Below are 23,815 nucleotides of genomic sequence, written 5' to 3'. Positions count from 1 at the left end.
CTCAGGCTTCGCTGTCGACGAAGGCCTGGTAGGCCTCGGCATCCATCAGCGCATCCAGCTCGGAGGGGTCGGCCACCTCCATCCTGAAGAACCAGCCCTCCGACTGCGCGGCGCTGTTCACCATGGCCGGGTCGTCGGCCAGCGCGGCGTTGCTCTCGGTGATGGTGCCACCGACCGGGGCATAGACGTCGGACGCCGCCTTCACGCTCTCCACCACGGCGACGGCGTCGCCCGCCGCCACCTGCCGCCCGGCCTCGGGCAGGTCGACGAAGACCACATCGCCCAGCGCGGTCTGCGCGTGGTCGGTGATGCCGATGGTGGCGATATTGCCGTCCAGCCGGACCCATTCGTGGTCGCGGGAGAATTTCAGCTCGGCCATGGTGGCGGTCCTTATCGGGCGTAACGGTGAGGGATGAAGGGGGTGGCGGCGACCTGGGCGGGAATCGCCCTGCCGCGCACCATCAGTTCGAGCGCCGTGCCGTCGGCGGCATGGCCACGCGCCACATAGCCCATGGCGCAGGGGCCGTTCAGCGAGGGGCCGAAGGTGCCGCTCGTCACCTCGCCCACCGTCTCGCCGCCAACCGCGATGGCGGTGTGGGCGCGGGCCGGCTGGCGGCCCTCGGGCAGGATGCCGACGCGCAGCCGCGCCGGACCGTTCTCCAGTTCCTCGCGAACGCGCGCGGCGCCGGGGAAGTTCCACTCCGTGCGGCGGCGCTTGCCGATGGTCCAGGTCAGGCCGGCCTCGACCGGGCTGGTCGTCTCGTCGATGTCGTTGCCGTAGAGGCAGAGCCCGGCCTCCAGCCGCAGCGAATCCCGCGCGCCCAGCCCGGCCGGGGCGGCTCCCGGCAGGGCCAGCAGGGCGCGGGCCAGGATCTCGGCCCGGTCGGCGGCGACGCTGATCTCGACGCCGTCCTCGCCGGTATAGCCGCTGCGGCTGACCAGGACGGGGATGTCGCCGATGCGGGTGGCGGCCACGCCCATGAAGGGCAACGCCGCCACATCCGGCGCCAGCGCCGCCAGGGCGGGCACCGCCGCCGGCCCCTGGAAGGCCAGCAGGGCACGGTCCGGCAGGCGGTTCAGCGTGACGCCGGCGGGCAGCGCGGCCTCGATGGCGGCGCAGTCCACATCCTTGCGGCTGGCGTTGAGCACCAGGAACAGCCGGTCCCCGAGATTGGCGACCATGAAATCGTCGAGGATGCCGCCGGCCTCGGTGGTCAGCAGGCCGTACTTCTGCCGCCCCGGCTTCAGGATCCGCACATCGGCGGGCGTCAGCCGCTCCAGCGCCTCCGCCGCGCCCTCGCCCCGGAGCTCCGCCTGGCCCATATGCGAGACATCGAACAGCGTGGCGCCGCGCCGCGTCGCCAGATGCTCGGCCAGGATGCCCGCCGGGTACTGCACCGGCATGGCATAGCCGGCGAAGGGCACCATCCGGGCGCCGAGCTCACGGTGAAGGGACGCCAGGGGCGTTTCAAGCAGGGTCTCGGCCACGGAACCTCCAGCGCCGCGCTCGCGCGTGGCGGGTCAGGGTTGTGGCCCCCCTCTGTCCGATGACCTGAGAGATTCAGCGCGGGCGTTGCGCGCCTTACTCCGTCGGTGCCATTGCCTGTCGCCAGGCGCCGGGCTTTCCAGAGGCCCCTTCCCCACGCGGCCCTTTGTGCCTGAGCGTTTCCGGGGGCCGGTTGCGCCTTCGGCGATGGCATGCGCCACTCTCTCCCGCGTGGGATCAGCGGGTCAGGCCCTCATGCCCGAGCGCGGAGCGCCGCGCAAGCGGGGATCGCGCGGCGCGGCGGCCCGCGCCGCCCTCCGGCCACGCCCGGCCCCCGCCACACCTCCCCCCCCCGCCACGCTTGACCCGGGTGCGCGCCGCAAGGCATCTGCTGGCCATGCGCCTCCTGCCGCTCCTGCTGGCCCCGTTGCTCTGCCTCGCTTTCAGCGCCGGCCCGGCCCGGGCGCAGCGCGCCGCCGCGGACTGGCAGCTTTGCCGCCAGGCGATCGCGGCGGAGGAGCCGGGCTCCGGCCTGCCGCCCGGCCTGCTCGGCGCCATCGCCCTGGTGGAAAGCGGCGGCACCGACCCTTCCGGCCGCCCGGCCTCCTGGCCCTGGACCTGGAACGCCGCCGGTGAGGGCTTCACCGCGCCGAGCAAGAACAGCGCCATCGCCGCCGTCGCCGCGCGGCTAGCCGGGGGCACCCGCTCGATCGACATCGGCTGCATGCAGGTGAACCTGATGCACCACCCCCAGGCCTTCGCCAGCCTGGAGGAGGGCTTCGAGCCGCGCGCCAATGTCCGCTACGCCATCCGCTTCCTGCGCAGCCTCTATGCCGCGCATGGCGACTGGGGCCGGGCCATCGCGCGCTACCATTCGGGCGAGGCGGAGCGCGGCCTGGCCTATAGCCGCCGGGTCGCCATGGCGCGGCTCGGCGCCGGTTGGGGCCGCGGCGGGCAGGTGCCGCTGCCGGCGCGGCTGGGCCAGGGGCTTTGCGCGCCCGGCCTGCGCCCGGCCCTCGCGCTGCCGAAGCGGCTGGCGCCGAACCAGCCGCTGCGCCAGCCCAGGCTGGTCTGCCGCCGGGGCGGGTAAGGCCGGCTCCCGCTTGAAAATGATTATCATTATCGTATAGGCACACCGCGCCATCCGGCGCCGGAGGACCCATCATGCCGCAGCCTTCCCACCCGTTCCCGCTGACCCGCCGCCACGCCCTCGGGCTGGGCGCGGCCGGCCTGCTGGCCCCGCTGCTGGGTGCGCGCCCGGCTCTGGCGCAGCGCCTGGCCACCCGGCAGGAGCTGGCCCCGCACCTCTACGAGCTGGCCTACAGCCCGCGCCAGCGTGCCCTCTTCGTCGCCTCGGCTGGCGGCTTCAGCGAGGGCGCCCCGCCGAGCCGCGTCTTCCGCCTGGACCCGCAGACGCTGGCGGTGCAGGCCGAGATCCCGCTGCCGCTGAAGGGCTTCGGCGTGATCCTCGACGACGCGGCCGGCCGGCTCTATGTCAGCCACGCGATCGACGGCGCGGTCAGCGCCATCGACGTCGCGGCGAACAGCGTGGTCGGCACGCTGACCCTGGCGCCGAAGGTGCGCGGCGAGGACGGCAAGGAGGAGGCCCCCTACGGCTTGCGCCGCCTGGCCCTCGACCCGGCCCGCGGCCGCCTCTACCTCGCCGGCCTGTCGCTCAAGGAGGGCGTGCTCTACGTCGTGGACACCAGGGCGCTGCGCCTGACCAGGACCGTCTCCGGCATCGGGCCCGGCGCCAGCGGCATCGCCCTCCATCCCTCGGGCGACCGCGTCTTCGTCTCCACTCTGGCGGGCCAGCTCGTCACCGTGAATACCGAGAGCCTGGCGGTGGTGAAGCAGTTCGCCGCCGGCGGCGCCGAGCAGCCGCTGAACCTCGCCTGGGACGCGCCGCGCCAGCGGCTGCTGGCCGTCGACCAGGGCCTCGAGGGCATCCGCAAGATGCAGGAGAAGAACGTGCCGGGCTTCACCTCGCGCAATCCGGGCAACCGGGTGGTGGCGCTGGACCCGGAGACCGGCAAGCTGCTGGCCGAGGGGCCGGTGCCCGAGGGGCCGGTGGCGCTTCTGGCGGATGCCGGGCGCAACCAGCTCTATGTCAGCAGCCGCGCCGGCGGGGCGGTGACCGTGCTGGCGCTGGACAGCCTCGAGCGGCGCGCCAGCGTCCCGCTGCCGGTGCACCCCAACAGCCTGGCGCTGGACGAGCAGGGCAAGGCGCTCTTCGCCACCGTGAAGGCGGCGCCGAAGCGCGGCTCGCTGGACCTGGAGAGCGTGGCGCGCATCGCACTCTGAGCCGGGCGACGGGGAAGTGGCCGGCGCGGCGCAACCCTGCCCGCGCCCAGGCGCTTCCCGTCCGGCGGCGCCGGGCCGGGTCCCGGGGCGCCGCGACAGGAGGTCCCGTGCCGAATCCCTGGATGAAGAAGAACCCGCTGCTCAGCCTGATACTGAGCGGCGCCAATGCCTGGACCGGCGCGGCGCGCGGCATCATGGCCGGCCAGGCCGGGCGGCAGCGGGCCCAGGCGGCGCGGACCACCGCGCAGGCGATGACCGCCTTCTGGACCGGCGGCGCGGCCGGCGGCCCCAAGGGCAGGGCCCCGTCCCGCAAGCGCGGCAAACGGAGCTAGAGCGGATCCCGATCAGGCGGAAGCACCGGATCGGGTGAAGCTGCTCCGGCACCGGCCCCGGGCGGCTGCGGTTCCGCTCATGTGAGTGCCCCCAAAACCGAGCTTTGCCTGCCAACATTCCGCCAGCGGCACAAGAATAGCCTCGCCGCCGAGTCAGATCCTTGAAGCGCGGCAGCAAGTCCTCGTCGAGAATTGTGAAGTAACTGTGGAACGGGTCCGCTACTGAGCGAGCGGGCCCAAGTATCGTGCACAGAGCTACGCCGTGCGCCTGAGAAGCCAGGTGCCGACATCGGTTTGGAGGCGCCACCGTCACGTCTGCGCATGCAGGCGGATCGCCGCGGCCCATCCATGATCAAGCCCGAGTGGTGCCTCGGCGGTACCTTGGAAGCATCGTTCACCAGATGCCCCTTCGAGATCAGATGCCGTGGCGGCCGCGGTGCCGGTTGGCCGACAGGTCAGCGACTAGCCGTCGGCTTCAGATCGCGGGCCTCGATTCGCCGTTCCCAGCTTGAGGCCCAGGTAGCGCAGGACCTCTGGGGTCATCCGGTGCGGGCACACGATAATGAACAGAAGCAGCATGAGAGGGTCATCGGCTGTTGATTGCCACTGAGAGCTGACCCGGGGTTGCCACGGAGATCTGACCCGGGTTGTGGATGCGGGGTTTTCAGATCTCGTCAGGTCGGCTGTGGTTTCCTTTCAGGCTGGGCCTGGGTGGCGGAGCTGTTCCTGAAGCGGAAGCTGTCGTTGCCGGTCTCCAGGATGTGGCAGTGGTGGGTGAGCCGGTCGAGGAGTGCGGTGGTCATTTTGGCATCTCCGAAGATCGCCGCCCACTCACTGAAACTGAGGTTGGTGGTGATGATGACGCTGGTCTGCTCGTAGAGCTTGCTGAGCAGATGAAACAGCAGGGCACCGCCTGAGGCGCTGAACGGCAGGTAGCCCAGCTCGTCGAGGATCAGCAGGTCGGCATGGAGCAGGCGGGCCGCGATCTGTCCGGCCCTTCCGGCGGCTTTCTCCTGCTCCAGCATGTTGACCAGCTCCACCGTGGAGAAGAACCGCACCCGCTTGCGGTGGTGCTCGACCGCCTGGACGCCGAGCGCGGTGGCCACGTGGGTCTTGCCGGTGCCCGGTCCGCCGACCAGCACGATATTGTCGGCGCTGTCCATGAAGGCACCGGCGTGGAGCTGGCGCACCAGGGCCTCGTCGAGGTGGCTGCTGGCGAAGTCGAAGCCTGTCAGGTCCTTGTAGGTAGGGAACCGGGCAGCCTTGAGCTGGTAGGCGATGGAGCGGACCTCGCGCTCGGCGATCTCGGCCTTGAGCAGCTGCGACAGGATGGGGATCGCGCTCTGGAAGGCAGGCGCGCCCTGCTCGGTCAGTTCGGCCGCGGCCTGGGCCATGCCGTGCATCTTGAGGCTGCGCAGCATGATGGCGATGGCGGCGGCCGCCGGGTCATGACGCATGGCGGCCTCCCTGCCTCGGGCGCAGGCTGTCGTAGCGGGCCACATTGGCCTTGGGCTCCTGTTCCAGCACCAGGGCCTGGGGCGCCTCGATCGGCGGCGCCTGGGACGCGGTGCCATCGGTCAGCCGGTGCAGCAGGTTCAGGATATGGGTCTTGCTGGCGACCCCGGCCTGCAGCGCCATCTCCACGGCGACCAGAACGGCCTGCTCGTCGTGCTGCAGCACCAGGGAGAGGATCTCGACCATCTCCCGGTCGCCGCCGGACCTGCCGTGCAGCTGACGCTGGAGCTGCCGGAACGCCTCCGGCAGTTCGGCGAAGGGGGCGCCGTTCCGCAAAGCACCGGGTTTGCGCTGGACCACCGCCAGGTAGTGGCGCCAGTCGTAGACGGTTCGGCCTTGCCCGTGGTGCGACCGCTCGATGATCCGCTGGTGCTCGCAGACGACGGCCCCCTCGGCCACCACCAGGATGCGGTCGGGGTAGATCCGCAGGCTGACCGGCCGGTTGGCGAAGGAGGCGGGCACGCTGTAGCGGTTGCGATCAAAGTGCACGAGGCAGGTGGGCGAAACCCGCTTGGTCTCATCGACGAAGCCGTCGAACACCCGCCGGACCGGCATCAGGCAGTCCACCTCCTGCCGCCAAGCTGCAGCGACGCTGCCGGGCTCCACCCCGTGCGGCATCTCCTGCCAGAGGGTAAGGCATCGCTGCTCCAGCCAGGCATTCAGCGCCGCCAGGCTGGCGACCTGCGGCATCGGCTGCCACAGCCGGTGCCGGGTGTCCTGAACGTTTTTCTCGACCTGACCTTTCTCCCAGCCCGAAGCTGGATTGCAGAACTCGGGCTCGAACAGATAGTGGCTGGCCATCGCCAGGAAGCGGGCGTTGATCTGCCGTTCCCGGCTCTGGCCGATCCGGTCCACGGCGGTGCGCATGTTGTCGTAGATGCCGCGCTGCGGCACGCCGCCCAGCACGCGGAAGCCGTGGTTGTGGGCGTCGAACAGCATCTCGTGCGTCTGCAGCAGGTAGGCTCGTACCAGGAAGGCCCGGCTGTGGCAGAGCTTGAGGTGGGCGACCTGCAGCTTGGTGCGCTCGCCGCCGATGACGGCATGCTCCTCGCTCCAGTCGAACTGAAACGCCTCGCCTGGGCCAAAGGCCAGCGGCACGAAGACACCGCGGCCGGAAGTCTGCTGCTGGCGAAGCCAGTCGTCGCGCCAGGCCCGCACGAAGGCGGCGACCCGCCGGTACGAGCCGTCGTAGCCGAGCCCGGCCAGCTCGGTGTGGAACTGCCGCGCGGTGCGTTTCTGTTTACGTGGCCTCCGGCCATCCGTCCGCAGCCAGGCGGCCAGCCGCTCGGCAAAAGGATCCAGCTTGCTGGGCCGATCGGGGGTCCTGAACACAGGCTCCACCGCCTCGGACCGCAGGTACTTGCGGATGGTGTTCCGCGACAGGCCGGTCCGGCGGGCGATCGCGCGGATCGACAGGTGCTCCCGGAAATGCCAGCGCCGGATCACGCTCAACAACGCCATGTCCAACACTCCCGCTGCCCCCGCCCAAAAGGCTGAGGCTAGCGTCCGAACATGGGTCAACTCTCAGTGGCAATTTCACCCCAAACCGGGTCAGCTCTCAGTGGCAATCAACAGTCATCGGCCAAGCGTCGGGGCACGCCGGGGGACGATGGGTCCAATGCGTCACGGACGATCTCGGACCAGCTGCCCCGCGGGCGAAGTATGACCTCAGCGGTTTGCCCTCTGGGGCTGCGGACCAAGCAAAACTGCCATGGTGTAGCGGGGCGGAAAGCTTGGTGGTTCAAGCGAGTAAGGGGTGCCCAGATGGCCTTTGCCGCTGCCCTCGCCCCGGCCTGCACCACAAGGTGCAGGACACCCAGCGCGGAGAACGACTGCCCAGCATAGAACTCGTTCTCCAAGGGATCACGGGCGCCAGGAAGGACGGCGTGATTGCGGTGCAGCACCACGTCCCCAGCGCCGTAGTAAGGAGGCGCGAGAGGGAGCAGGCCCCCGAACCTCGATTGGGCCGCCACGACATGCGTCAAGAGGCTGCCCATGCGCTGAGTTGGGTCTGCCAGCCTGCCGCGGGCGGCGAGATACCAATGGTGGGCGAGCAGTTGCGGAACCGCAGCCTCACCCCAGAGGCCCGCCGTTGCCAGCTCCACATCAAGCTTGGCCGCGGGATCCTCAGCTTCCAGAGCAAAGGCGGCCGGGCCATCGCCGTGGGGGCCGACGTCACAAAGGAGGAAGACGTCCTCCGGCTCTTCGACCGGACCGAGGCCGCCTTCGGCCGCGTTGACATCCTGGTCTCGAACTCGGGCGTGCAGAAGGATGCGCCCGTGGCGGAGATGACGCTGGACGACTGGAACAGCGTCATCGACACCAACCTGACGGGGCAGTTTCTCTGCGCCCGCGAGGCCGTCCGGCGCTTCCGCAGCCGGTCCAAGGGCGCCCGCCCGTCCCGGAGCGCCGGTGCCATCGTCACGATGAGCTCGGTGCATGAGGTCATCCCCTGGGCGGGACATGTCAACTACGCCTCGGCCAAGGGTGGCGTCAGCATGTTGACAAGGACCCTGGCGCAGGAAGTGGCTGGCGAGGGCATCCGCGTCAACGCGGTGGCGCCGGGCGCCATCCGCACGCCGATTAACAAGGACGCCTGGGGAACCGAGGAGGCGCTCGCCGAACTGCTCAAGCTGATTCTATATGGTCGCATCGGCGAGCCGGAGGACGTGGCACGGGCGGTCGTCTGGCTGGCATCGGACGACGCGGACTACGTCACCGGGACAACCCTGTTCGTGGACGGCGGCATGGCCCTCTACCCGGAGTTCCGCGACAACGGATAGGACCGGCACGGCGCGCCGGGAGCCGGTTGTCGACCAGGAGGTCCCGACGCCTCGGGTTACAGGCTGGCGAGGACGGAGCGGCGTGACCTCGCCACCAGATCCGCTACCCGGTTCAGGTCTACGCCGACGAGCGCACCGTGCCGCTTCCGCGTGGCGCCCGCCACCATCACCGTGTCAACATTGCTCGTGTCCATGCCCGTCACCACCGCGCCGACGGGGTCGTTCACCGGCAGCACGTTGATACGGTCGGCCCGCAACAAGACGATGTCGGCCTGCTTGCCGGGGCGGAGCGAGCCCACCTGCCCGTCGAGACCGTTAGCGCGGGCTCCGTCCAGGGTCGCGAACCGCAGCACCTCCGTCGCTGTAAGCAGGGGTGGCGCGCCGGGCTCCTTCCTGTGCGCGCGGGCGTTTCCTTCTCCCCTTTGGGAGGCGAACGCGGCGCGCATCTGGGTGAACATGTCCGATGGCACCGACGTCTCAGCATCCACGGACAGGCTCGGTCGAAGACCCGCGTCCAGGGTGGCCTGCACCACCGGATTGCCGTGCCCCATCTGCAGCTCGATCTGAGGGGAAAGGGAAACCGTGCCGCCCGAACCCGCCACCAGGCGCCACTCCTCCGCGTCGAAAAAGTTGCAGTGGATGTAGGTGGTGTCGGGACCGAGGAGGCCCTTGGCCGCGAAGCGGGCCAGGTTCCCGCGCGAGGCTGGGCCGACACCGGCGTGCGTGCTGATGCGCGCCCCGACCTCCCGGGCCACGCGCCATTCCCGCTCGGCGACGTCCACCGTGCCGAAGAGCGGTCCGCTCGCCGCGAGAGCGAGGGTCAGGAGACCGTCGGAGCCGGAAATGTGCTGCCGCCGCACCCTCGCGAGGTCGCCTGGGTACGGGTGGCCCTCAGTCTCCCACCACCGCCGTCCGAGTTGCGGGGCGCCGTAGCCGAAGACCGCCCGGATCCCGGCTTCCCTGAGTGCCGCGATGGCGGCGTCCGTGTGCGCGGGGCTGTTCTGGATGTGTGACCAGTCCAGGACCGTGGTGACACCGGCGTCGAGCGCCCCAAGCGCCCCGAGCAGATTGCCAGCGAAGACGTCCTCAGGCCGGTACGCCGGGCCCAGCCGGTTGAGGATGCTGGCAAGGTACTGCTGCAGGGTGCCATCCGGCAGGATGTTGCGCAGCAGGCTTTCCCAGAGGTGTCGGTGGGTGTCGACGAAACCCGGCATGACGATCATGCCCCCGGCGTCGATGACCTCGGCGTCGGCGACGTCCAACGAGGGACCGACCGCCGCGATCCGCTCGCCTTCCACCAGGACATCACCTCTTGGCAGGTCAGGCAGTCCGGGCTCCATTGTGAGCACGGTGCCTCCCCGGATAAGGATGCGGCGTCCCCTGGATGCCTGCGCGTTGGCGGTCCTGGCGCGAAGCGGCGCCACTAGCCCGCCCGCCAGCCCGGCGGCCGCGGCTTTGAGGAGGCTTCGCCGCCCGCCCGGCAGGATGGGCGTGCGTGGCTGGCAGCAGGCGCAAGCAGGAAACCTCATGGTCTTCCATCCCATCCATGCGTTGGTTGGTGCCCGCGGTACGGGCCAAGCTACGGGCGGTCTCAGGCGACCAAGGATCCGCCATGGCCGCGCAGGCTTCCGGAGCTCCGGTGCGGCCGGTCAGGCGGTGGGGAAGAACTTGTCCAGCCAGCCCTTGATCATCGATTTTGTCCGCGGCGCGTCGTCCTTCGAGAGCGGGAAGTGCGACGTCCCGGTCACCAGCATCAGCTCCGCGGGCTGGCCCGCCTTCTCGAACAGCCTGATGGACTGCTCGGTCGGCGTGATGCTGTCGTTCGCCGTGTGGAAGAACAGGCTCGGCCGCGGCGAGATGTCGCCGACCACGTCGTCGGCGCGGAAGTTGTACATGCTGATGGCCGTCTCGACCGGGATCTCCATGATCGCCTTGGGCGAGAGATTGCGCCGCAGCGGCTCAGGGATCGGCACGGCGTCGAACCGCGAGATCCACATGCTCTCGCCCGTTTCCTGGCGGTGCTTCCGGCCCTTCTCCAGCAGGCCGGTGAAGCGCTCCCAGGCTTCCGGCGTGGGGTGCTGGCCCCGGAACTTGCGCTCGCCGTCGCCCCAGCCGCAGGACGAGATGACGCATGCGAAGCGGCTGTCCACCCCGGCCGCGTAGGTGGCGACCGCGGCGCCGAAGCTGTGCCCGACGACGCCGATCCGGCTCGGTTCGATTTCCTCCCGCTGCGCCAGGAAGGTGAGCGCGTTCTTCGCGTCCGCCACCTGGTCGAAGCAGCGCACCTGCCCGCGTTCGCCCTGGCTCTCGCCGCAGCAGCGGAAGTCGAAGCGCAAGGCGGCGTAGCCGAACTCCTCCATCATGCGCGCCTGGATCTCGGCATGCGATTCGTCCTTCGAGCCGACGAAGCCGTGCAGCACGATGAAGGCGGGCAGGCGCTGCCCGGGCTTGCGGCTATCCGGGACGTGCAGGACCGCGGACAGCTCCAGGCCGTCCGACATGAAGGTCAGCTTCTCTTGCATGAGTTTGCTCCTGTGCTCTCTGGTCAGCCCACGGCGGCGAAGGGGAAGTGGTGCGTGCGCCACTCGAGGGGCGCGGGCGTGCCCCAAACGTTCATCTCGCGGACGTTGCCGGGGCGCTGCAGGTTGGTGATGACGTTCGGCGTGAAGTTCGCGTCGTCCGCCACGAGGGCCATGGCGCTGGCGCACTCGATCATCGCGCCGGAGGCGTCGGTGTAGTAGGCGTAGGTGTTGTCGCCCGGCCGGTGGCGGCCCGGCCCCCACAGCATTTCCTTGCCGAAGCGGTCCAGGGTGTCGCCGAGCCGGAGGTACTGGTTGAACTCCAGGAACTCGAACGAGTAGTGGTGCAGCCCCACCTTGCCCTTGACCAGGCCCAGGATGTGGTGCTGCCGGTTGCCGCCGTACATCCAGCTCAGGCTGTCGTCGACGAGGCGCTCGGCCAGCCTCAGGCCGCCGATCTCCTCCAGTTGGGATCGCGTCGCCGCCGGGTCGGGCGTGATGAGGTTGATGTGGTCCATGCGGTTGGCGCCGACCCCGGTCGTGACGTGGCGACGGCCGTAGATCGTGTCCCGGATCGGGGTGTGGATCTCGAAGCGGAGCCCCTCCGGTGTCGCAAAGGTGATGCCCGCGGCCATGCAGTCGAGGCTGGGAGCATCAGACAGCACGCGGCATCCTGTGGCCTCGACGCGTTTCTCGGCTTCCCGCACCGCCTCGACGGTCAGCGCCTCCAACCCGATGGTGTGTGTCGCGTTCTCCTCGGCGTGGAGGAGGACGAGTTCCGCCTCCCGGCCATTCGAGCTGAGCCAGGTCTGCCCGGCGTCGCGGCGCGTCACGTGCAGACCGAGGATCTCCGTCGCGTCGCGGACCACGGCGTCGGGGTCGCTGACGTTGACCTTCAGGTGCCCGATGGCATGAACGAGATGTGGCATGGTTCCCTCCCCCGGGGAGCCGGGGCTTTCGGTGACGTAGGTGTCTTGAGAGTGCAGGGTCAGCCCGGCTGACCCGCCGGGAAGCGCTGGCCCCATTGGACCCGCACTTCCGGAGGCTGCCAGAAGAACGCGTTCAGCCCGGTCTGCGCCCGGCCCAGGATCAGGGCATGCACGTCATGCGTGCCCTCGTAGGTGTTCACCGCCTCGAGGTTCATGACGTGGCGGATCACGTGGTACTCATCGGCGATGCCGTTGCCGCCGTGCATGTCACGGGCGACGCGGGCGATGTCGAGCGCCTTGCCACAGGAATTGCGCTTGCAGAGGGAGATCATCTCCGGCGCCACGCGGTGCTCGTCGAACAGCCGGCCGAGGCGCAGCACGCTCTGCAGGCCGAGGGTGATCTCGGTCTGCATGTCGGCCAGCTTCTTCTGGATGAGCTGGGTGTTGGCCAGCGGGCGGCCGAACATCTTGCGCTCCATGGTGTAGTCGCGCGCGGCGTGCCAGCAGAACTCGGCGGCGCCCAGCGCGCCCCAGGCGATGCCGTAGCGGGCGCGGTTGAGGCAGGAGAACGGGCCCTTCAGCCCCTTCACGTCGAGCTTGTTCTCCTCCGGGCAGAACACCTCCTCCATCATGATCATGCCGGTGGTGGAGGCGCGCAGCGAGAACTTGCCCTCGATCTTGGGCGCGGAGAGGCCCTTGGCACCCTTCTCCAGCACGAAGCCGCGCACGTCGCCGGCCTCGTCCTTGGCCCAGACGACGAAGACGTCGGCGATCGGGGAATTGGTGATCCAGGTCTTGGAGCCGGAGAGCAGGTAGCCGCCATCGACCTTCTTCGCCCGCGTCCGCATCGAGCCGGGGTCGGAGCCGGCATCGGGCTCGGTCAGGCCGAAGCAGCCGACCAGCTCGCCCTTCTGCATCCCCGGCAGCACGCGGTCCTTCAGCGCGTCGGTGCCATAGGCCCAGATCGGGAACATGGCGAGCGAGGACTGCACCGAGAAGGCCGAGCGGTAGCCGCTGTCGACGCGCTCCACCTCGCGCGCGATCAGCCCGTAGGAGACGTAGTTGACGCCGGCGCAGCCGTGGCTGTCGAGCGTGGCGCCGAGGAAGCCCATCTCGCCGAACTCGTTCATGATCTCGCGGTGGAAGACCTCGTGCCGGTTGGCCTCCAGCACGCGCGGGAAGAGCTTGCCCTGGCAGTAGTCGCGCGCCGCGTCGCGGATCATCCGCTCATCCTCGGTGAGCTGGTCCTCCAGCAGCAGCGGGTCCTCCCAGTTGAACGCGGGGCGGGTCTGCGGGGTCAGGACGTTCATGGCGTTCTCCGTTCCATCGTCGGTGACTCGAGGATCACGCGGGAAGAGGTTGTGGCATCGCAATCCCGGCGACCTGGGCGGCAGCGGCCAGGGCATTCCAGGTGGCAGGTGGCAGCGGGATGCCCGTCTGGACCCGATCGCGCCGGACGGCGTCGCCCCGCTCGCCAGGGAGGAGAAGCCGTTCCACGCCGGGCGCCGTGGGCTGCTCCGCCACCGCGTCTGCCAGGGCGTCGACCTCACCTTCGAAGTCGCCCGGCTCGCCGAAAGCCCGGACGTCCAGGGCAATGGCCGTGCCGTTCATCCGCGTCCCTTTCGCCCCGGCGAGCGCTGGCACCAGAACCGGGTTGCCCGCGGTCAGGCTGGCCAGGCACTCGATCATCAGCGACAGGCCGGAGCCCTTGGGTCCAGCCATCGGCAGGAGGGTCGCAATTGCCGCGGCGTCGGTGGTGGGCTGGCCCTCCGCGTCCAGGCCCCAGCCCTCTGGCACCGGTCGTCCGGCGAGGCGGGCGTTCTGGACCTTGCCTAGCGCCACCGTCGCCGTGGCCATGTCCAGCACCAGGGGCGGGCGGCCCCGCGCCGGGATGCCAATGGCGATGGGGTTGGTGGACACCACCGGCCCCTTGCTGCCGTGGTAGGCCATGAGGGGCGCGGAGGCGGTCATCGCCATGCCCACCATCCCCGCCTCAGCGGCCTGCTGGACGTATTGCCCCACGGCGCCCGCATGGGTGATGTCGCGCGCGACGCACCATCCGACGTGCACGTCCCGCGCCCGAGCGATCGCGATCTCCATCGCGCGCGCCATGCCGATGGGCCCGGGCGCCCGGTCGGCGTCCAGTAGGGCGATTGCGCCCATCTCCCGCAGCAGCCGCATCTCCGGGCGGGCGTTGATCTCGCGCTTGCTCAGCAACTCGAGATATCTCGGGACACGCATGACCCCGTGGCTGTCCACGCCGCGAAGGTTGGCGGCCACCAAACTGCTCGACCAAGCCGCCGCTTCGGGCTCGAGGAGGCCCGCGTGGACGAAAATCCCGGTGACCAGCCCTTCCAGGTCGTCCGGCTGGAGGCGCTGGGGCGCGGCCGGGCCGGTCATGCGCGCACGCTCGACTGGTCGGCATGTCCTTCAGGGGTGGAGCAGTGTTGGGTCCGCATGATCGGGAACCTTCTCGGAGACGCGTGCAAAGGGGTGGGGAGCGGCGATCAAAGACGCAGGCGGCTATTCCAGGACGATGCGGCGGTCGCGGATCAGGGCGCGCCACCGCGCGATCTCACGAGCCATCAGCTCGCGCATCGCTTCGGGCGTGCCGCCGACCACCTCGCCATCCACCAGGTCGGCCAGTCGCGCGCGGACGTCGCCGTCCTGCACCGCCGCGATTGCCGCCGCGTTGAGCCGCGCCACCACCGCCTGAGGTGTGCCGCGGGGCGCCAGCAGGCCCGCCCAGGTGGCAGCGTCGTAGCCGGGCAGCGCCGCCTCGGACACGGTCGGCACGTCCGGCAGACCGACTGAGCGCCTCTGCCCCGTCGTCGCCAGCAGCCGGACCTGACCACCCTGCCGCATCGGGATGGCGACGTTCGCCGCGGTGATGGCCAGCGGGATCTCTCCCGTCAGCACCGCCGTGATGCTGGCCGCGTCACCGCGGTACGGCACGTGGACCATCTGCAGGCCCGCCATCGAGTTCAGCAACTCGCCCGCGAGGTGCTGGGTCGTGCCGTTTCCAGCGGAGCCGAACTGCCAGCCGTTCCGGGACGCGCCAGCGGCCCGCAACGCCGTGGTAAGGTCCTGCGCGGGGTTGTCCGCCCGCACGACGAGCACGAAGGCATAGCGCACGAGTTGCGACACCGGCTCGAAGTCGTCGATCGGCTCGTAGTTCTGGTTGCGGCCAAAGGCTGCCGTGACGGCGTGCCCGCCGGTGACCAGGCCGATCACCGATCCGTCCGGGTGGGCGCGTGACAGCGCCGCCGCCGCGATGTTCCCCCCTGCCCCTGGACGCGGATCAACGACCACGGTCTGGTGCAGCGCCGCGCCGAGTGGGCCCGCCACCAGCCGCGCGACACCGTCCGCCGGGCCGCCCGGCGCGAAGCCGTGCAGCAGGGTGACCGTGCGCGCCGTTTCCTGCGCCTGGGCATGCCTCGCCCACGGCCCGCCGACGGCTATCGCCGCCGCGAGCAGATCTCGCCTGTTCATCCTCGTTCTTCCCTTTGGCGGCGGGCTCTCTGGCCCGCTTTGTCGTGTCGCTTACGCCGCGCCTCAGTCCGCGCCCGGCATGAACTGCGGAGCGTATTGGAGGACCGTCTGCGTGGTCTCCTCCAGGTGCGACCGCAGTAGCGTGCCCACCTCATCCGCGCGCCGCGCGAGCGCGGCGTCCCGGATCAACTCGTGCTCCCGGCGCTTGTGCATGCTCAGGGGCCGGTGCTTCTGGGAGATCAGGCGGTAGCGTTCCATGTGGTCGTACAGGGTGGCCCTCAGGCGCAGCAGCCAGCGTGAACCGCAGTCCGCCACCAGCGCATCGTGGAACTGCCGATGGCAGGTGAGCCACTCGCTGCTGCGCTGGATCCGCTCCTCCCGCGGCAGTGCCTCGATGCGGGCCAAGCGGTGGAAGCTGGTGAGCACGCCCGTCTCCCACTCGTCGCCGCCACGCCGAACAGAGTCGACGGCCGCGCGCTCCTCGAACTCGATGTACAGCGAGGACACGTCACGGAGATCCTCCGCCGACACAGGCGCCACCCGGAAGCCGCGGCCTGCCTCGAGTTCGACCAACCCCTCGGACCTCAGGTGGGAAAGGGCCTCGCGCAGGGTGCCCACACTGGCGTCGTACGCCTCCTGCAGCAGCGCGGTCGCGAGCTTGCTCCCTGGCGGGAAACGACCATCCAGGATGTCACTCTTCAGGCGCGACTGAACATCGTGGCTCACCAGCACCGGGTTGGCGGCCACCTTCCTGCGCGACGTCGCTTCGGCCACTGCTCACCCTCCGTGCTACTCGGGATCTAAGCATCGCAGATAATATTCGAAACACAAGAGACTTTCGAAACATAAATTTTTCCTTTTCTATCAATGAGTTAAACGTCCCACTTACCACCTTCGAGGCTAGCTCGGCATGCCTTGGACACTTACTTTCGAATCTAAGAAGATTTTCGATAGACACAGATTTTCTCGATCCCTAACGTGACCGCAGGCTGGGTGGCAGACCTATCGATGCAACGATGGGCACCCCCGGCGCCAAGCAAGGCTCGGCTTGGACAAAGAACGCGATGGGGAAACGCTAATGCTTGATAGCGCCAGCATGAGAATTGCCCGACTGCACGAAGTGGGCGGGCCACTGCTGATCGAGGACCTGGAGGTACCCAAGCCCCGACCCGACGAGGTGCTGGTCCGCGTGCGGGCCTGCGGGATCGTGCCGAACCTCGGCAACGTGCTGGCGAACTGGACGAACTGGTTCCCCTACATGCCGCTCCCCCCCTTCCCCGCCAGCTTCGGGCTGGACCCGGCGGGAGAGATCGCCGCCGTCGGCAGCCGGGTCCGGGGGCTGCGGGCAGGCCAGCGCGTCTACGTCAACCCGGGTCGCAGCTGCGGCAGCTGCAGGCACTGCAGGCGGGGCGAACCGATTGCTTGCCGCAGTTACGCCTTCAGCGGGTACTTCGGCTTCGACCAGAAGGCCCTCGAGACCTTCGCCGACTATCCCGTCGGGGGGCTGAGCGAGTACATGACCGCGCCCGCGAGCGCCATCGTGACCCTTCCCGACAACGTCTCCTTCGAGCAGGCGGCCCGGTTCGGGTACATCGGCACCGCGTACTCCGCCCTGCGGAAGGCCAATGCGGGGCCCTCCACAACCGTGCTCATCAACGGCGGAAGCGGCACGCTCGGTCTGGGCGGCGTCATCTCGGCGCTGGCCATGGGCGTGCCGCGCATCCTCTGCACCGGCAGGGACCAAGTTCTCCTCGACGAGGTCCGCGCGCTGTCGCCACGCCGCATCGAGACCTTCGCCACCGGGCGGGGTTCGATCGCCGAGTGGGCGAAGGGCCTTACCGACGGCGAGGGCGTGGACGCCGTGATCGACTGCCTCGGCCCGGGCGCCGATCAGGCGACCTTCCTCGACGCCATGGTCTCCATGAGACGCGGCGGGCGCACCGTGAACATCGGCGCGGTGGCCGGGGACGTGCCCATCAACATCCACTGGCTGCTGGACAACAACATGCAGCTCATCTGCTCCGCGTGGTTCACGACCGACGAGGGGCAGGACATGGCCGACATGGCGGCCACCGGCGTCCTCGACCTCGGCTGCTTCGAGCACCACTGCTACCCGCTTTCCGAGGTCAACACGGCCATCTCCGGCATCGCGGTGCGCCACGGCGGCTTCTCGAACTTCGTGATCAACCCATGAAGGCGCCAGCGAGGACGGACAACGTCGTGCCCCTCGCGGATGGCCCGGCGGACGTGCACCTGGCGCACCCGACAGGTCCGGGGCCGTGGCCCGTGCTCATCTTCTACATGGACGCTCCGGGCATCCGTGACGAGCTCCACCGGATGGCGGCTCGCTTCGCGGCCGCTGGCTACTGCGTCGTGCTGCCCAACCTGTTCTACCGCGCCGGTCTCGGCTTCCGCCTGCCACGGGATTGCACGGATCCGTCCGCGCCGTCCCACCAGCGCATGGTCGAGCTCTTCATGAGCCTGAGTGTACCGCAGGTGATGTCGGACACCGCCGCCCTGCTGGACTGGCTCGAAACGCAGCCCGCCGCGGACACGGGCCGCATCGGCACGCTCGGCTACTGCATGAGCGGTCGCTTCGCCCTGGCGGCGGCCCAGAAGTGGCCGCACCAGGTCCGCGCGGCGGCCTCGGTGTACGGCACCGGGCTGGTGACGGAGGAAGCGGAAAGCCCGCACCGGCTCGCCGCCGCCGCGCCGGGCAACATCTACGTGGCGTTCGCGGAACTGGACCAGCATGCGCCCGCCGCCCATGCCGCGCCCATGCGGGAGGCGTTCCAGGCAGCCGGGAGGGAGGCCGAGGTCGAGGTGCTTCCGGGCGTCGACCACGGCTTCGGGTTCGCCGAGAGGCCGACCTACGACGAGCGGGCCTCCGAACACGTCTGGGGCAAGCTGCTGGCGCTCTTCCAGCGGAGCCTTCCATGACCGAAGCGCTTGACGGGCTGGAGGACCACTACGACGCGGTGGTCGTCGGCGTCGGCCCGGTTGGCGCCCTTGCCGCCAACCTGCTGGGCCGGTACGGCCTGCGGACGCTGGCGGTGGATCAGGCCCCGGCGCCGTACCACCTGCCGCGCGCCATGGGCATCGACGACCAGTCCCTCCGCCTGCTCCAGTCGGTCGGCGTCGCGCAGGCCATCGAGGCCGAGATCGGCCCGTACCGGTCTTCGGAGTACCGGTCGGCGTCGGGTGCCGTCCTGCGGCGCCTCGTGCAGCCGCCGGAGCCCTATCCCCTCTCCTGGCCGCCCTACGCCACCTTCGTGCAGCCGCACCTCGAGGCCGCCGCCCGCGCCGCGCTGGCCGCCTCGCCGAACATCACCCTGCGGCTCGGACTGCGCGCGCAGTTGCTGGAGGAGGACGGCGAGACGGTGCGCCTGCGGCTGAGCGCGAACGGCACGGACCGGATCGTCACCTGCCGCCACCTCCTCGCCTGCGATGGCGCCTCGAGCCCAGTGCGCGAGCGGCTGGGCATAGCGCTGGAGGACATGTGCTTCGACGAGCCCTGGCTCGTGACGGACATCATGGTCGACGATCCCGGCCTGCTGCCCGACGTCAACATCCAGAGCTGCGATCCCGCGCGCCCCAGCAGCTACATCTGCGGCCCCGGTCGGCTGCGCCGCTGGGAGGTGATGCTGCTGCCGGGCGAGGATCCGGCGGAGATGGTGGCGGAGGCGTCCATCCGTCGGGTGCTCGCGAAGTGGCTCCCGGAGGGTCAGGGGACGATCTGGCGCGCCGCGACCTACCGCTTCCATGCGCTCGTCGCTGAACGGTGGCGGCGCAACAACGTCTTCCTGCTCGGGGACGCGGCGCACCAGACGCCCCCGTTCATGGCCCAGGGGCTCAACCAGGGCCTGCGCGACGCGGGCAACCTCTGCTGGAAGCTCGCCGAGGTGTTCCACGGCCGCGCGGTCCCCTCCCTGCTGGACAGCTACGAAACCGAACGGAAACCGGCGACCCGCCACGCCATCGGGATGGCGAAGACGCTCGGCCACATCATCTGCGAGCGGGATCCAGCCAAGGCGGCCGAGCGCGACCGCCGCATGCTGGCCGAGATGGACGCGGGACACGGGACCGTCGTCCGGCAGCACCTGCTGCAAGCGGCCATCGTCGACGGCTTCATTCTGCGTGACCCCGCTGGCCAGCCGCAGGGCGGAGCCGGGTACCCCTTCCCGCAACCCTGGGTTCGGACGGGAGAGGGGCGGCAGCGTCTCGACGAGACGCTGCCCACGGGGTGGCTCCTGCTGTCGCGCCCAGGCTGGCACCCCGACACCGCGCAAGAGCGGCGAGCCGAGGCGCTCGGCGTCGCCTTCGCTGCGTTGGGACCTGCGCAGCCGCCGGTGCAAGCGATCCTGGAGGAGGACACCCTGGTCTCGGACTGGATGGCGCAGCACGGCGTGGCGGCTGTCCTTGTCCGTCCCGACCGCGTGGTCTTCGGCGGCCTGTCGGGCGAGGACCCGGAAGCGTCGTTGTTGACAAGGCTGGAGCGGGCGCTCCGCGGGCACGCGGTGTCCGCAGGCGATGCAGGGGCGTTGACCGGCGCATGAGCCGGTGCGCGCCATCGCAGAAATTCGTGAGTGAAAAGGAAACGGCGCCATGGGCGATGTGACCGACGCCACCATTCTGGATCTCGAAGACCGGCGGTTCCGAGCCACGGTCGAGGGTGACTTGTCAACACTGGAGGAATTGCTCGCCGACGACCTGCGCTACGTGCACTCGAACGGCGCGACCGAGGGCAAGGTGGAGTTCCTGCGGAAGCTCGCCGCGGGAGAGCGGCAGTACCGGCGGTACCAGGCGGCGGAGCGGACTGTGCACCGGGAGGGTGGCTTCAGCTTCGTGTTCGGCGTTGCCATCGCGGTGCTGGTCCGCGCGGCCGGACAGCTCGACATGCGGCTGGCCTACACTGCGGTCTACCGCGACAGCCCCTCCCCGCGCCTTATGGCCTGGCACTCCGCGAAGTCGGGCTGACCTCACCTGGCCTGCGGCCCGAGCGTCACCAACGAGAAGCAACGAAGTAAGCAGGGGGACGACGACATGATGAGGAGGCAGATCATAACCGCCGCGCTGGGCCTGGCCGCCCTGCCAGCTGTGGCCTTCCCGGTCCAGCCAGTGACGGTGGTGGTGCCCTATCCGCCGGGCGGACCGACCGACGCGATGGCGCGGGCGCTGGCGGACCTGCTGCGGGGGCGGCTCGGCCAGCCGGTGGTGGTCGAGAACCGGCCCGGCGGCGGGGGGCAGATCGCGGGCACGGCGGTGTTGCGGCGCCCGCCCGATGGGCACAGCCTGCTGGTCGCCGACACCACGACCCTCGCCATCAACCCGCACATCTACCGCAACTTCGCCTACGACCCGGCCACCGGCATCACGCCGATCGCGCCGTTGCTGCGGATGCCGCACGCGCTGTTCGTGCCCGCCGCGAGCCCCTTCCGGAGCTTCGCGGACCTGCGGGCGGCGGCCCGGTCCCAGCCGCTGAGCTTCGCATCCCAGGGCTACGGGACCGTGGGGCACCTGCTGGGCGAGATGCTGCGCCAGGGCACCGGTGGCCTGCTGAACCACATTCCCTACCAGGGTTCGGCTCCGGCGATGACCGCGCTGCTCGGCCGCCAGGTGGACCTGCTGTTCGACGGCGTGGGACCGGGCCTGCAGCACGTGCGGGGCGGCGGGCTCAGGGCGCTGGCCGTGGCGGGCGCGGAGCGCGTCACCGTCTTGCCGGACACGCCGACGGCCGCCGAAGGTGGCCACCCGGAACTGTCCCTGGCCATGTGGTTCGGGGTGGTGGCTCCCGCGGGACTTCCAGCGGGTGTCCTCCAGCAGTTGCACGACGGGATCGCCTGGTCGACCGAACAACCCCAGTTCGGCGACAGGTTCCTCCCCATGGGTTTCGAACCCATGGCGATGTCGTCCGACGACTTCCGCGCCTTCATCGCCGCCGAGACGAAGCGCTTCGCCGTGCTGACCAAGGAAAACAACATCACCGTCCAGTAGCGACATCCGGCACGGCCTGCTCGCGTGCAGGAAGGCGCTCCGCACATTCAGGCTGCCCACGACACCTGCAGCGAGGCTTGACGTAACCCGCGCACCGGCAGCGCGTCACCAGCCAAGTCGAACCCCTGATCCAAGCAAGAAAACCGAGGAAGCGTGATGTCCATGAGCAAGCCTAGAATACTGATCGCTGGTGGCGGCATCGGCGGTCTGGCCGCGGCACTGGCGTTGATCCGACGCGGTTTCGACGTGCAGGTCTACGAGCAGGCCCCGGCGCTGAAGGAAGTGGGGGCTGGCGTGCAGGTCAGCGCCAACGGGATGGCGGTGCTGGAAGACCTGGGTGTTGCAGACCGCCTGATGGAGTTGGCGGCGCATCCCGAGCAGCGCCAGATCCGCATGTGGAACACCGGGCAAAGGTGGACCGCGTTCGACCTCGGCTCGATCTCGGTGAGCACCTACGGTCACCCCTACGTCACTGTTTACCGTCCGGACCTCCTCGACGCACTGGCCGATGGCGTTCGCGCCGCGGCTCCATCGGCCCTGCACCTCGGGCGGCAGATTGTCGGCTTCGACCAGGATGACGCGGGCGTCACGCTGCGGTTCAGGGACGGCGGGACGGCGCACGGGGACGCGCTTGTGGGCGCCGACGGCATCCACTCCGTGATCCGATCCGGCCTCTACGGCGCGGACCAGGCGGAGTTCACCGGCCTTGTCGCCTGGCGGGGCGTCATCCCGATGGACAGCCTGCCTCCGCATCTGGCGCAGAACGTCTCGTTCAACTGGGTGGGGCCAGGACGGCACGTCATCCAGTACCCGCTCCGGGCGGGCAAGCTGATGAACTTCGTCGGCATCGTCGAGCGGACCGACTGGTTGGAGGAATCCTGGAACACGCCGGGCACCCATGACGCGATGAAGGCCGACTTCGAGGGGTGGCACCAGGACGTGCTGGACATGATCGACGCGATCCCGCAGCCCTACCTTTGGGCGCTGAAGCTGCGGCCCCTCCTGCCCACCTGGACCCGGGGCCGCATCACCCTCCTCGGGGACGCCTGCCACGCCACGCTGCCCTTCCTGGCGCAAGGCGCCGTCATGGCGATCGAGGATGGGCTCGTCCTCGCGCGGGCGCTCGAGGAGCAACCCGATCTCACCTCGGCGTTCCTGTCCTACGAGGCGGCGCGCCAAGCCCGCACGGCTCGCATCGTGACCGGATCCGCCGAGAACACGCGTCGCTTCCACAACCCCGCCCTCAGCGACCCCGCGACGGCGCAGGCCTACGTGGAGCGTGAATGGACGCCCGAGCGCCTTCGCGAGCGCTACGACTGGATCTACCGCTACGACGCGACTACCGTGCCGCTGGGGGAGCTCAGCGCATGAAGCGGGCGGGCAACCACCCTGGGCTCGAGAGGGCTGGGGCAACGCCAAGAACTTGCCTCGACCAGATTGCGGCGACGCGCCGCGCCATCCTGCGCGGCGGACTGGCTGCCGCGGCGCTGCCGCTCCCAACATGGGCACAGCCCAGCTACCCGTCGCGGCCGGTCACCATCGTCATTCCTTTCGCGCCGGGAGGGCAGACCGATCCGGTCGGCCGGTTCCTTGCCAACCACCTCCAGCGGGCTCTCGGCCAGCCCTTCGTCATCGACAACCGCAGCGGGGCGGGCGGCACCATCGGTGCGAGCCAGGTCATCCGCTCGGCGCCGGACGGCTACACGCTCCTGCTCAGCGTCGTCGGCACGTACGCCACCGCGCCGTTCATCTACGGCAAGGGGAGCTACGACCCGACCACTGCGTTCACGCCCATTGCCCTGGTGATGGAAGGCGCGATGGTGCTGGTCACCCATCCCCGCTCGGGACTGAAGAGCGTGGCGGATGTGCTCGCCACGGCGCGCACGCGGAACCTCACCTTTGCCTCGCCCGGCGTCGGCACCCTGCCACACCTGATGGGCGAGATCCTCTCGGCCCGGACCGGAAGGCGGCTGACGCATGTCCCCTACCGGGGAGGTGCCCCAGCCATGACCGACCTGATCAGCGGGCAGGTGGACCTGTTCATCGACGTCATCCCGAATGTACTCCCGCACGTCCAGGAGGGTCGCGTGATGCCGCTGCTGGTCAGCGGCAGCCGACAGTTGCCCGTCGGGACCGTTCCCAATGCCAAGGACGCTGGCTTCCCTGAACTTGACCTCATGGCTTGGAGCGGGCTTGCGGGACCGGCAGGGCTGCCCGAGGCAGCCGTCGCCACACTGAACCACCACGTCAACGAAGCCATGCGGACGGACGAGGGAAGGGCTTTGCTGGAGCGGTTGGGCGCCAATCCCGCCAGCGGCAGGCCAGGCGACATGCGCGAACGCATCGTCACGGATTCCTCGGTGTACCGCAAGGTAATCGAGGCCAACTCGATATCAGCCCTCTAGTGGGTCCATCCAGGGACCAGGGCATCGGCCGCCTGCTGAGCCACAGCCCGTTCAAG

22 protein-coding genes and 2 riboswitches are annotated in these 23,815 nt (G+C 69.8%); of the genes, 11 read left to right on the top strand and 11 right to left on the bottom strand.

Annotated elements, in window-relative coordinates; translation table 11 throughout:
* Position 1: 1 nt before the first annotated feature.
* Positions 2-379, bottom strand: a complete 378-nt coding sequence (gene gcvH, locus ACF3NH_RS10925) for a glycine cleavage system protein GcvH (protein ID WP_198366271.1) — start codon at positions 377-379, stop codon at positions 2-4.
* An 11-nt stretch (positions 380-390) separates the two neighbouring features.
* Positions 391-1,488 (bottom strand): glycine cleavage system aminomethyltransferase GcvT, encoded by a 1,098-nt coding sequence (gene gcvT / locus ACF3NH_RS10920; RefSeq protein WP_422922827.1) that lies wholly within the window; start codon positions 1,486-1,488, stop codon positions 391-393.
* A 49-nt stretch (positions 1,489-1,537) separates the two neighbouring features.
* Positions 1,538-1,632, bottom strand: a riboswitch (glycine riboswitch).
* A gap of 3 nt (positions 1,633-1,635) precedes the next feature.
* A riboswitch (glycine riboswitch) is annotated at positions 1,636-1,726 on the bottom strand.
* Positions 1,727-1,883: 157 nt separating this feature from the next.
* Between gcvT and ACF3NH_RS10915 the strand changes: the two genes are divergently transcribed.
* The 3 genes from ACF3NH_RS10915 (at position 1,884) to ACF3NH_RS10905 (ending at position 4,122) form a co-directional block, all read left to right on the top strand.
* Positions 1,884-2,576 carry a transglycosylase SLT domain-containing protein gene (locus ACF3NH_RS10915; protein ID WP_198366269.1) on the top strand — a complete coding sequence of 231 codons (693 nt, stop codon included), beginning with the start codon at positions 1,884-1,886 and terminating at the stop codon, positions 2,574-2,576.
* 74 nt (positions 2,577-2,650) lie between these two features.
* Positions 2,651-3,790 (top strand): YncE family protein, encoded by a 1,140-nt coding sequence (locus ACF3NH_RS10910; RefSeq protein WP_198366268.1) that lies wholly within the window; start codon positions 2,651-2,653, stop codon positions 3,788-3,790.
* Between the two features lie 107 nt (positions 3,791-3,897).
* A complete protein-coding gene (locus ACF3NH_RS10905) occupies positions 3,898-4,122 on the top strand; it encodes a hypothetical protein (protein ID WP_422922826.1) in 225 nt (74 codons plus the stop codon).
* 674 nt (positions 4,123-4,796) lie between these two features.
* Here the strand turns inward: ACF3NH_RS10905 and istB are convergent.
* Complete coding sequence (gene istB, locus ACF3NH_RS10900; protein WP_419900795.1) at positions 4,797-5,579, bottom strand: IS21-like element helper ATPase IstB; 783 nt, start codon at positions 5,577-5,579, stop codon at positions 4,797-4,799.
* Positions 5,569-7,098 (bottom strand): IS21 family transposase, encoded by a 1,530-nt coding sequence (istA, locus tag ACF3NH_RS10895; RefSeq protein WP_419900794.1) that lies wholly within the window; start codon positions 7,096-7,098, stop codon positions 5,569-5,571. Before istA ends, istB begins: the two co-directional genes overlap by 11 nt.
* A gap of 425 nt (positions 7,099-7,523) precedes the next feature.
* On the opposite strand from istA, the gene ACF3NH_RS10890 reads away from it, so the two are divergent.
* A complete protein-coding gene (locus ACF3NH_RS10890) occupies positions 7,524-8,420 on the top strand; it encodes an SDR family oxidoreductase (RefSeq protein WP_422922825.1) in 897 nt (298 codons plus the stop codon).
* A gap of 56 nt (positions 8,421-8,476) precedes the next feature.
* Here the strand turns inward: ACF3NH_RS10890 and ACF3NH_RS10885 are convergent, their stop codons facing one another.
* From ACF3NH_RS10885 to ACF3NH_RS10855, 7 genes are all read right to left on the bottom strand, one after another.
* Positions 8,477-9,949: an amidohydrolase family protein gene (locus tag ACF3NH_RS10885; RefSeq protein WP_422922824.1), complete on the bottom strand. Its 1,473-nt coding sequence runs from the start codon at positions 9,947-9,949 to the stop codon at positions 8,477-8,479.
* A 120-nt stretch (positions 9,950-10,069) separates the two neighbouring features.
* Positions 10,070-10,942 (bottom strand): alpha/beta hydrolase, encoded by an 873-nt coding sequence (locus ACF3NH_RS10880; protein ID WP_422922823.1) that lies wholly within the window; start codon positions 10,940-10,942, stop codon positions 10,070-10,072.
* A 23-nt stretch (positions 10,943-10,965) separates the two neighbouring features.
* On the bottom strand, positions 10,966-11,868 hold the full coding sequence (locus ACF3NH_RS10875; protein ID WP_422922822.1) for a VOC family protein: 903 nt from the start codon (positions 11,866-11,868) through the stop codon (positions 10,966-10,968).
* 59 nt (positions 11,869-11,927) lie between these two features.
* Positions 11,928-13,178, bottom strand: coding sequence for an acyl-CoA dehydrogenase (locus ACF3NH_RS10870; protein ID WP_422922821.1), 1,251 nt, complete (start codon positions 13,176-13,178; stop codon positions 11,928-11,930).
* Positions 13,179-13,212: 34 nt separating this feature from the next.
* Positions 13,213-14,268: an Ldh family oxidoreductase gene (locus ACF3NH_RS10865; protein WP_422922820.1), complete on the bottom strand. Its 1,056-nt coding sequence runs from the start codon at positions 14,266-14,268 to the stop codon at positions 13,213-13,215.
* 123 nt (positions 14,269-14,391) lie between these two features.
* Positions 14,392-15,360 (bottom strand): Bug family tripartite tricarboxylate transporter substrate binding protein, encoded by a 969-nt coding sequence (locus ACF3NH_RS10860; protein WP_422922819.1) that lies wholly within the window; start codon positions 15,358-15,360, stop codon positions 14,392-14,394.
* 63 nt (positions 15,361-15,423) lie between these two features.
* Complete coding sequence (locus tag ACF3NH_RS10855) at positions 15,424-16,134, bottom strand: GntR family transcriptional regulator (RefSeq protein WP_422922818.1); 711 nt, start codon at positions 16,132-16,134, stop codon at positions 15,424-15,426.
* A gap of 304 nt (positions 16,135-16,438) precedes the next feature.
* Between ACF3NH_RS10855 and ACF3NH_RS10850 the strand changes: the two genes are divergently transcribed.
* The 7 genes from ACF3NH_RS10850 to ACF3NH_RS10820 all read left to right on the top strand — a co-directional run bounded on the left by ACF3NH_RS10850 (position 16,439) and on the right by ACF3NH_RS10820 (position 23,759).
* Positions 16,439-17,554 (top strand): alcohol dehydrogenase catalytic domain-containing protein, encoded by a 1,116-nt coding sequence (locus ACF3NH_RS10850; RefSeq protein WP_422922817.1) that lies wholly within the window; start codon positions 16,439-16,441, stop codon positions 17,552-17,554.
* Positions 17,551-18,300: a dienelactone hydrolase family protein gene (locus tag ACF3NH_RS10845; RefSeq protein WP_422922816.1), complete on the top strand. Its 750-nt coding sequence runs from the start codon at positions 17,551-17,553 to the stop codon at positions 18,298-18,300. The genes ACF3NH_RS10850 and ACF3NH_RS10845 overlap by 4 nt, the downstream gene beginning before the upstream one ends.
* Positions 18,297-19,916 carry a bifunctional 3-(3-hydroxy-phenyl)propionate/3-hydroxycinnamic acid hydroxylase gene (locus ACF3NH_RS10840; RefSeq protein ID WP_422922815.1) on the top strand — a complete coding sequence of 540 codons (1,620 nt, stop codon included), beginning with the start codon at positions 18,297-18,299 and terminating at the stop codon, positions 19,914-19,916. Before ACF3NH_RS10845 ends, ACF3NH_RS10840 begins: the two co-directional genes overlap by 4 nt.
* A 49-nt stretch (positions 19,917-19,965) precedes the next feature.
* Entirely contained in the window at positions 19,966-20,337 is a 372-nt protein-coding gene (locus ACF3NH_RS10835) for a nuclear transport factor 2 family protein (RefSeq protein ID WP_422922814.1), read from the top strand.
* 66 nt (positions 20,338-20,403) lie between these two features.
* The gene (locus ACF3NH_RS10830) at positions 20,404-21,354 is read left to right on the top strand and encodes a Bug family tripartite tricarboxylate transporter substrate binding protein (protein ID WP_422922813.1); all 951 of its coding nucleotides are present in this window, start codon (positions 20,404-20,406) and stop codon (positions 21,352-21,354) included.
* 156 nt (positions 21,355-21,510) lie between these two features.
* Entirely contained in the window at positions 21,511-22,725 is a 1,215-nt protein-coding gene (locus tag ACF3NH_RS10825; RefSeq protein WP_422922812.1) for an FAD-dependent monooxygenase, read from the top strand.
* Positions 22,722-23,759 carry a Bug family tripartite tricarboxylate transporter substrate binding protein gene (locus ACF3NH_RS10820; RefSeq protein WP_422922811.1) on the top strand — a complete coding sequence of 346 codons (1,038 nt, stop codon included), beginning with the start codon at positions 22,722-22,724 and terminating at the stop codon, positions 23,757-23,759. The genes ACF3NH_RS10825 and ACF3NH_RS10820 overlap by 4 nt, the downstream gene beginning before the upstream one ends.
* The last annotated feature ends 56 nt before the right edge of the window (positions 23,760-23,815 follow it).

The organism is Pseudoroseomonas sp. WGS1072, assembly GCF_049340465.1.
Taxonomy (GTDB): Bacteria; Pseudomonadota; Alphaproteobacteria; order Acetobacterales; family Acetobacteraceae; genus Pseudoroseomonas.
The sequence above is the reverse complement of the archived record's forward strand: the minus strand, read 5'-3'. Positions and strand labels throughout refer to the sequence as shown.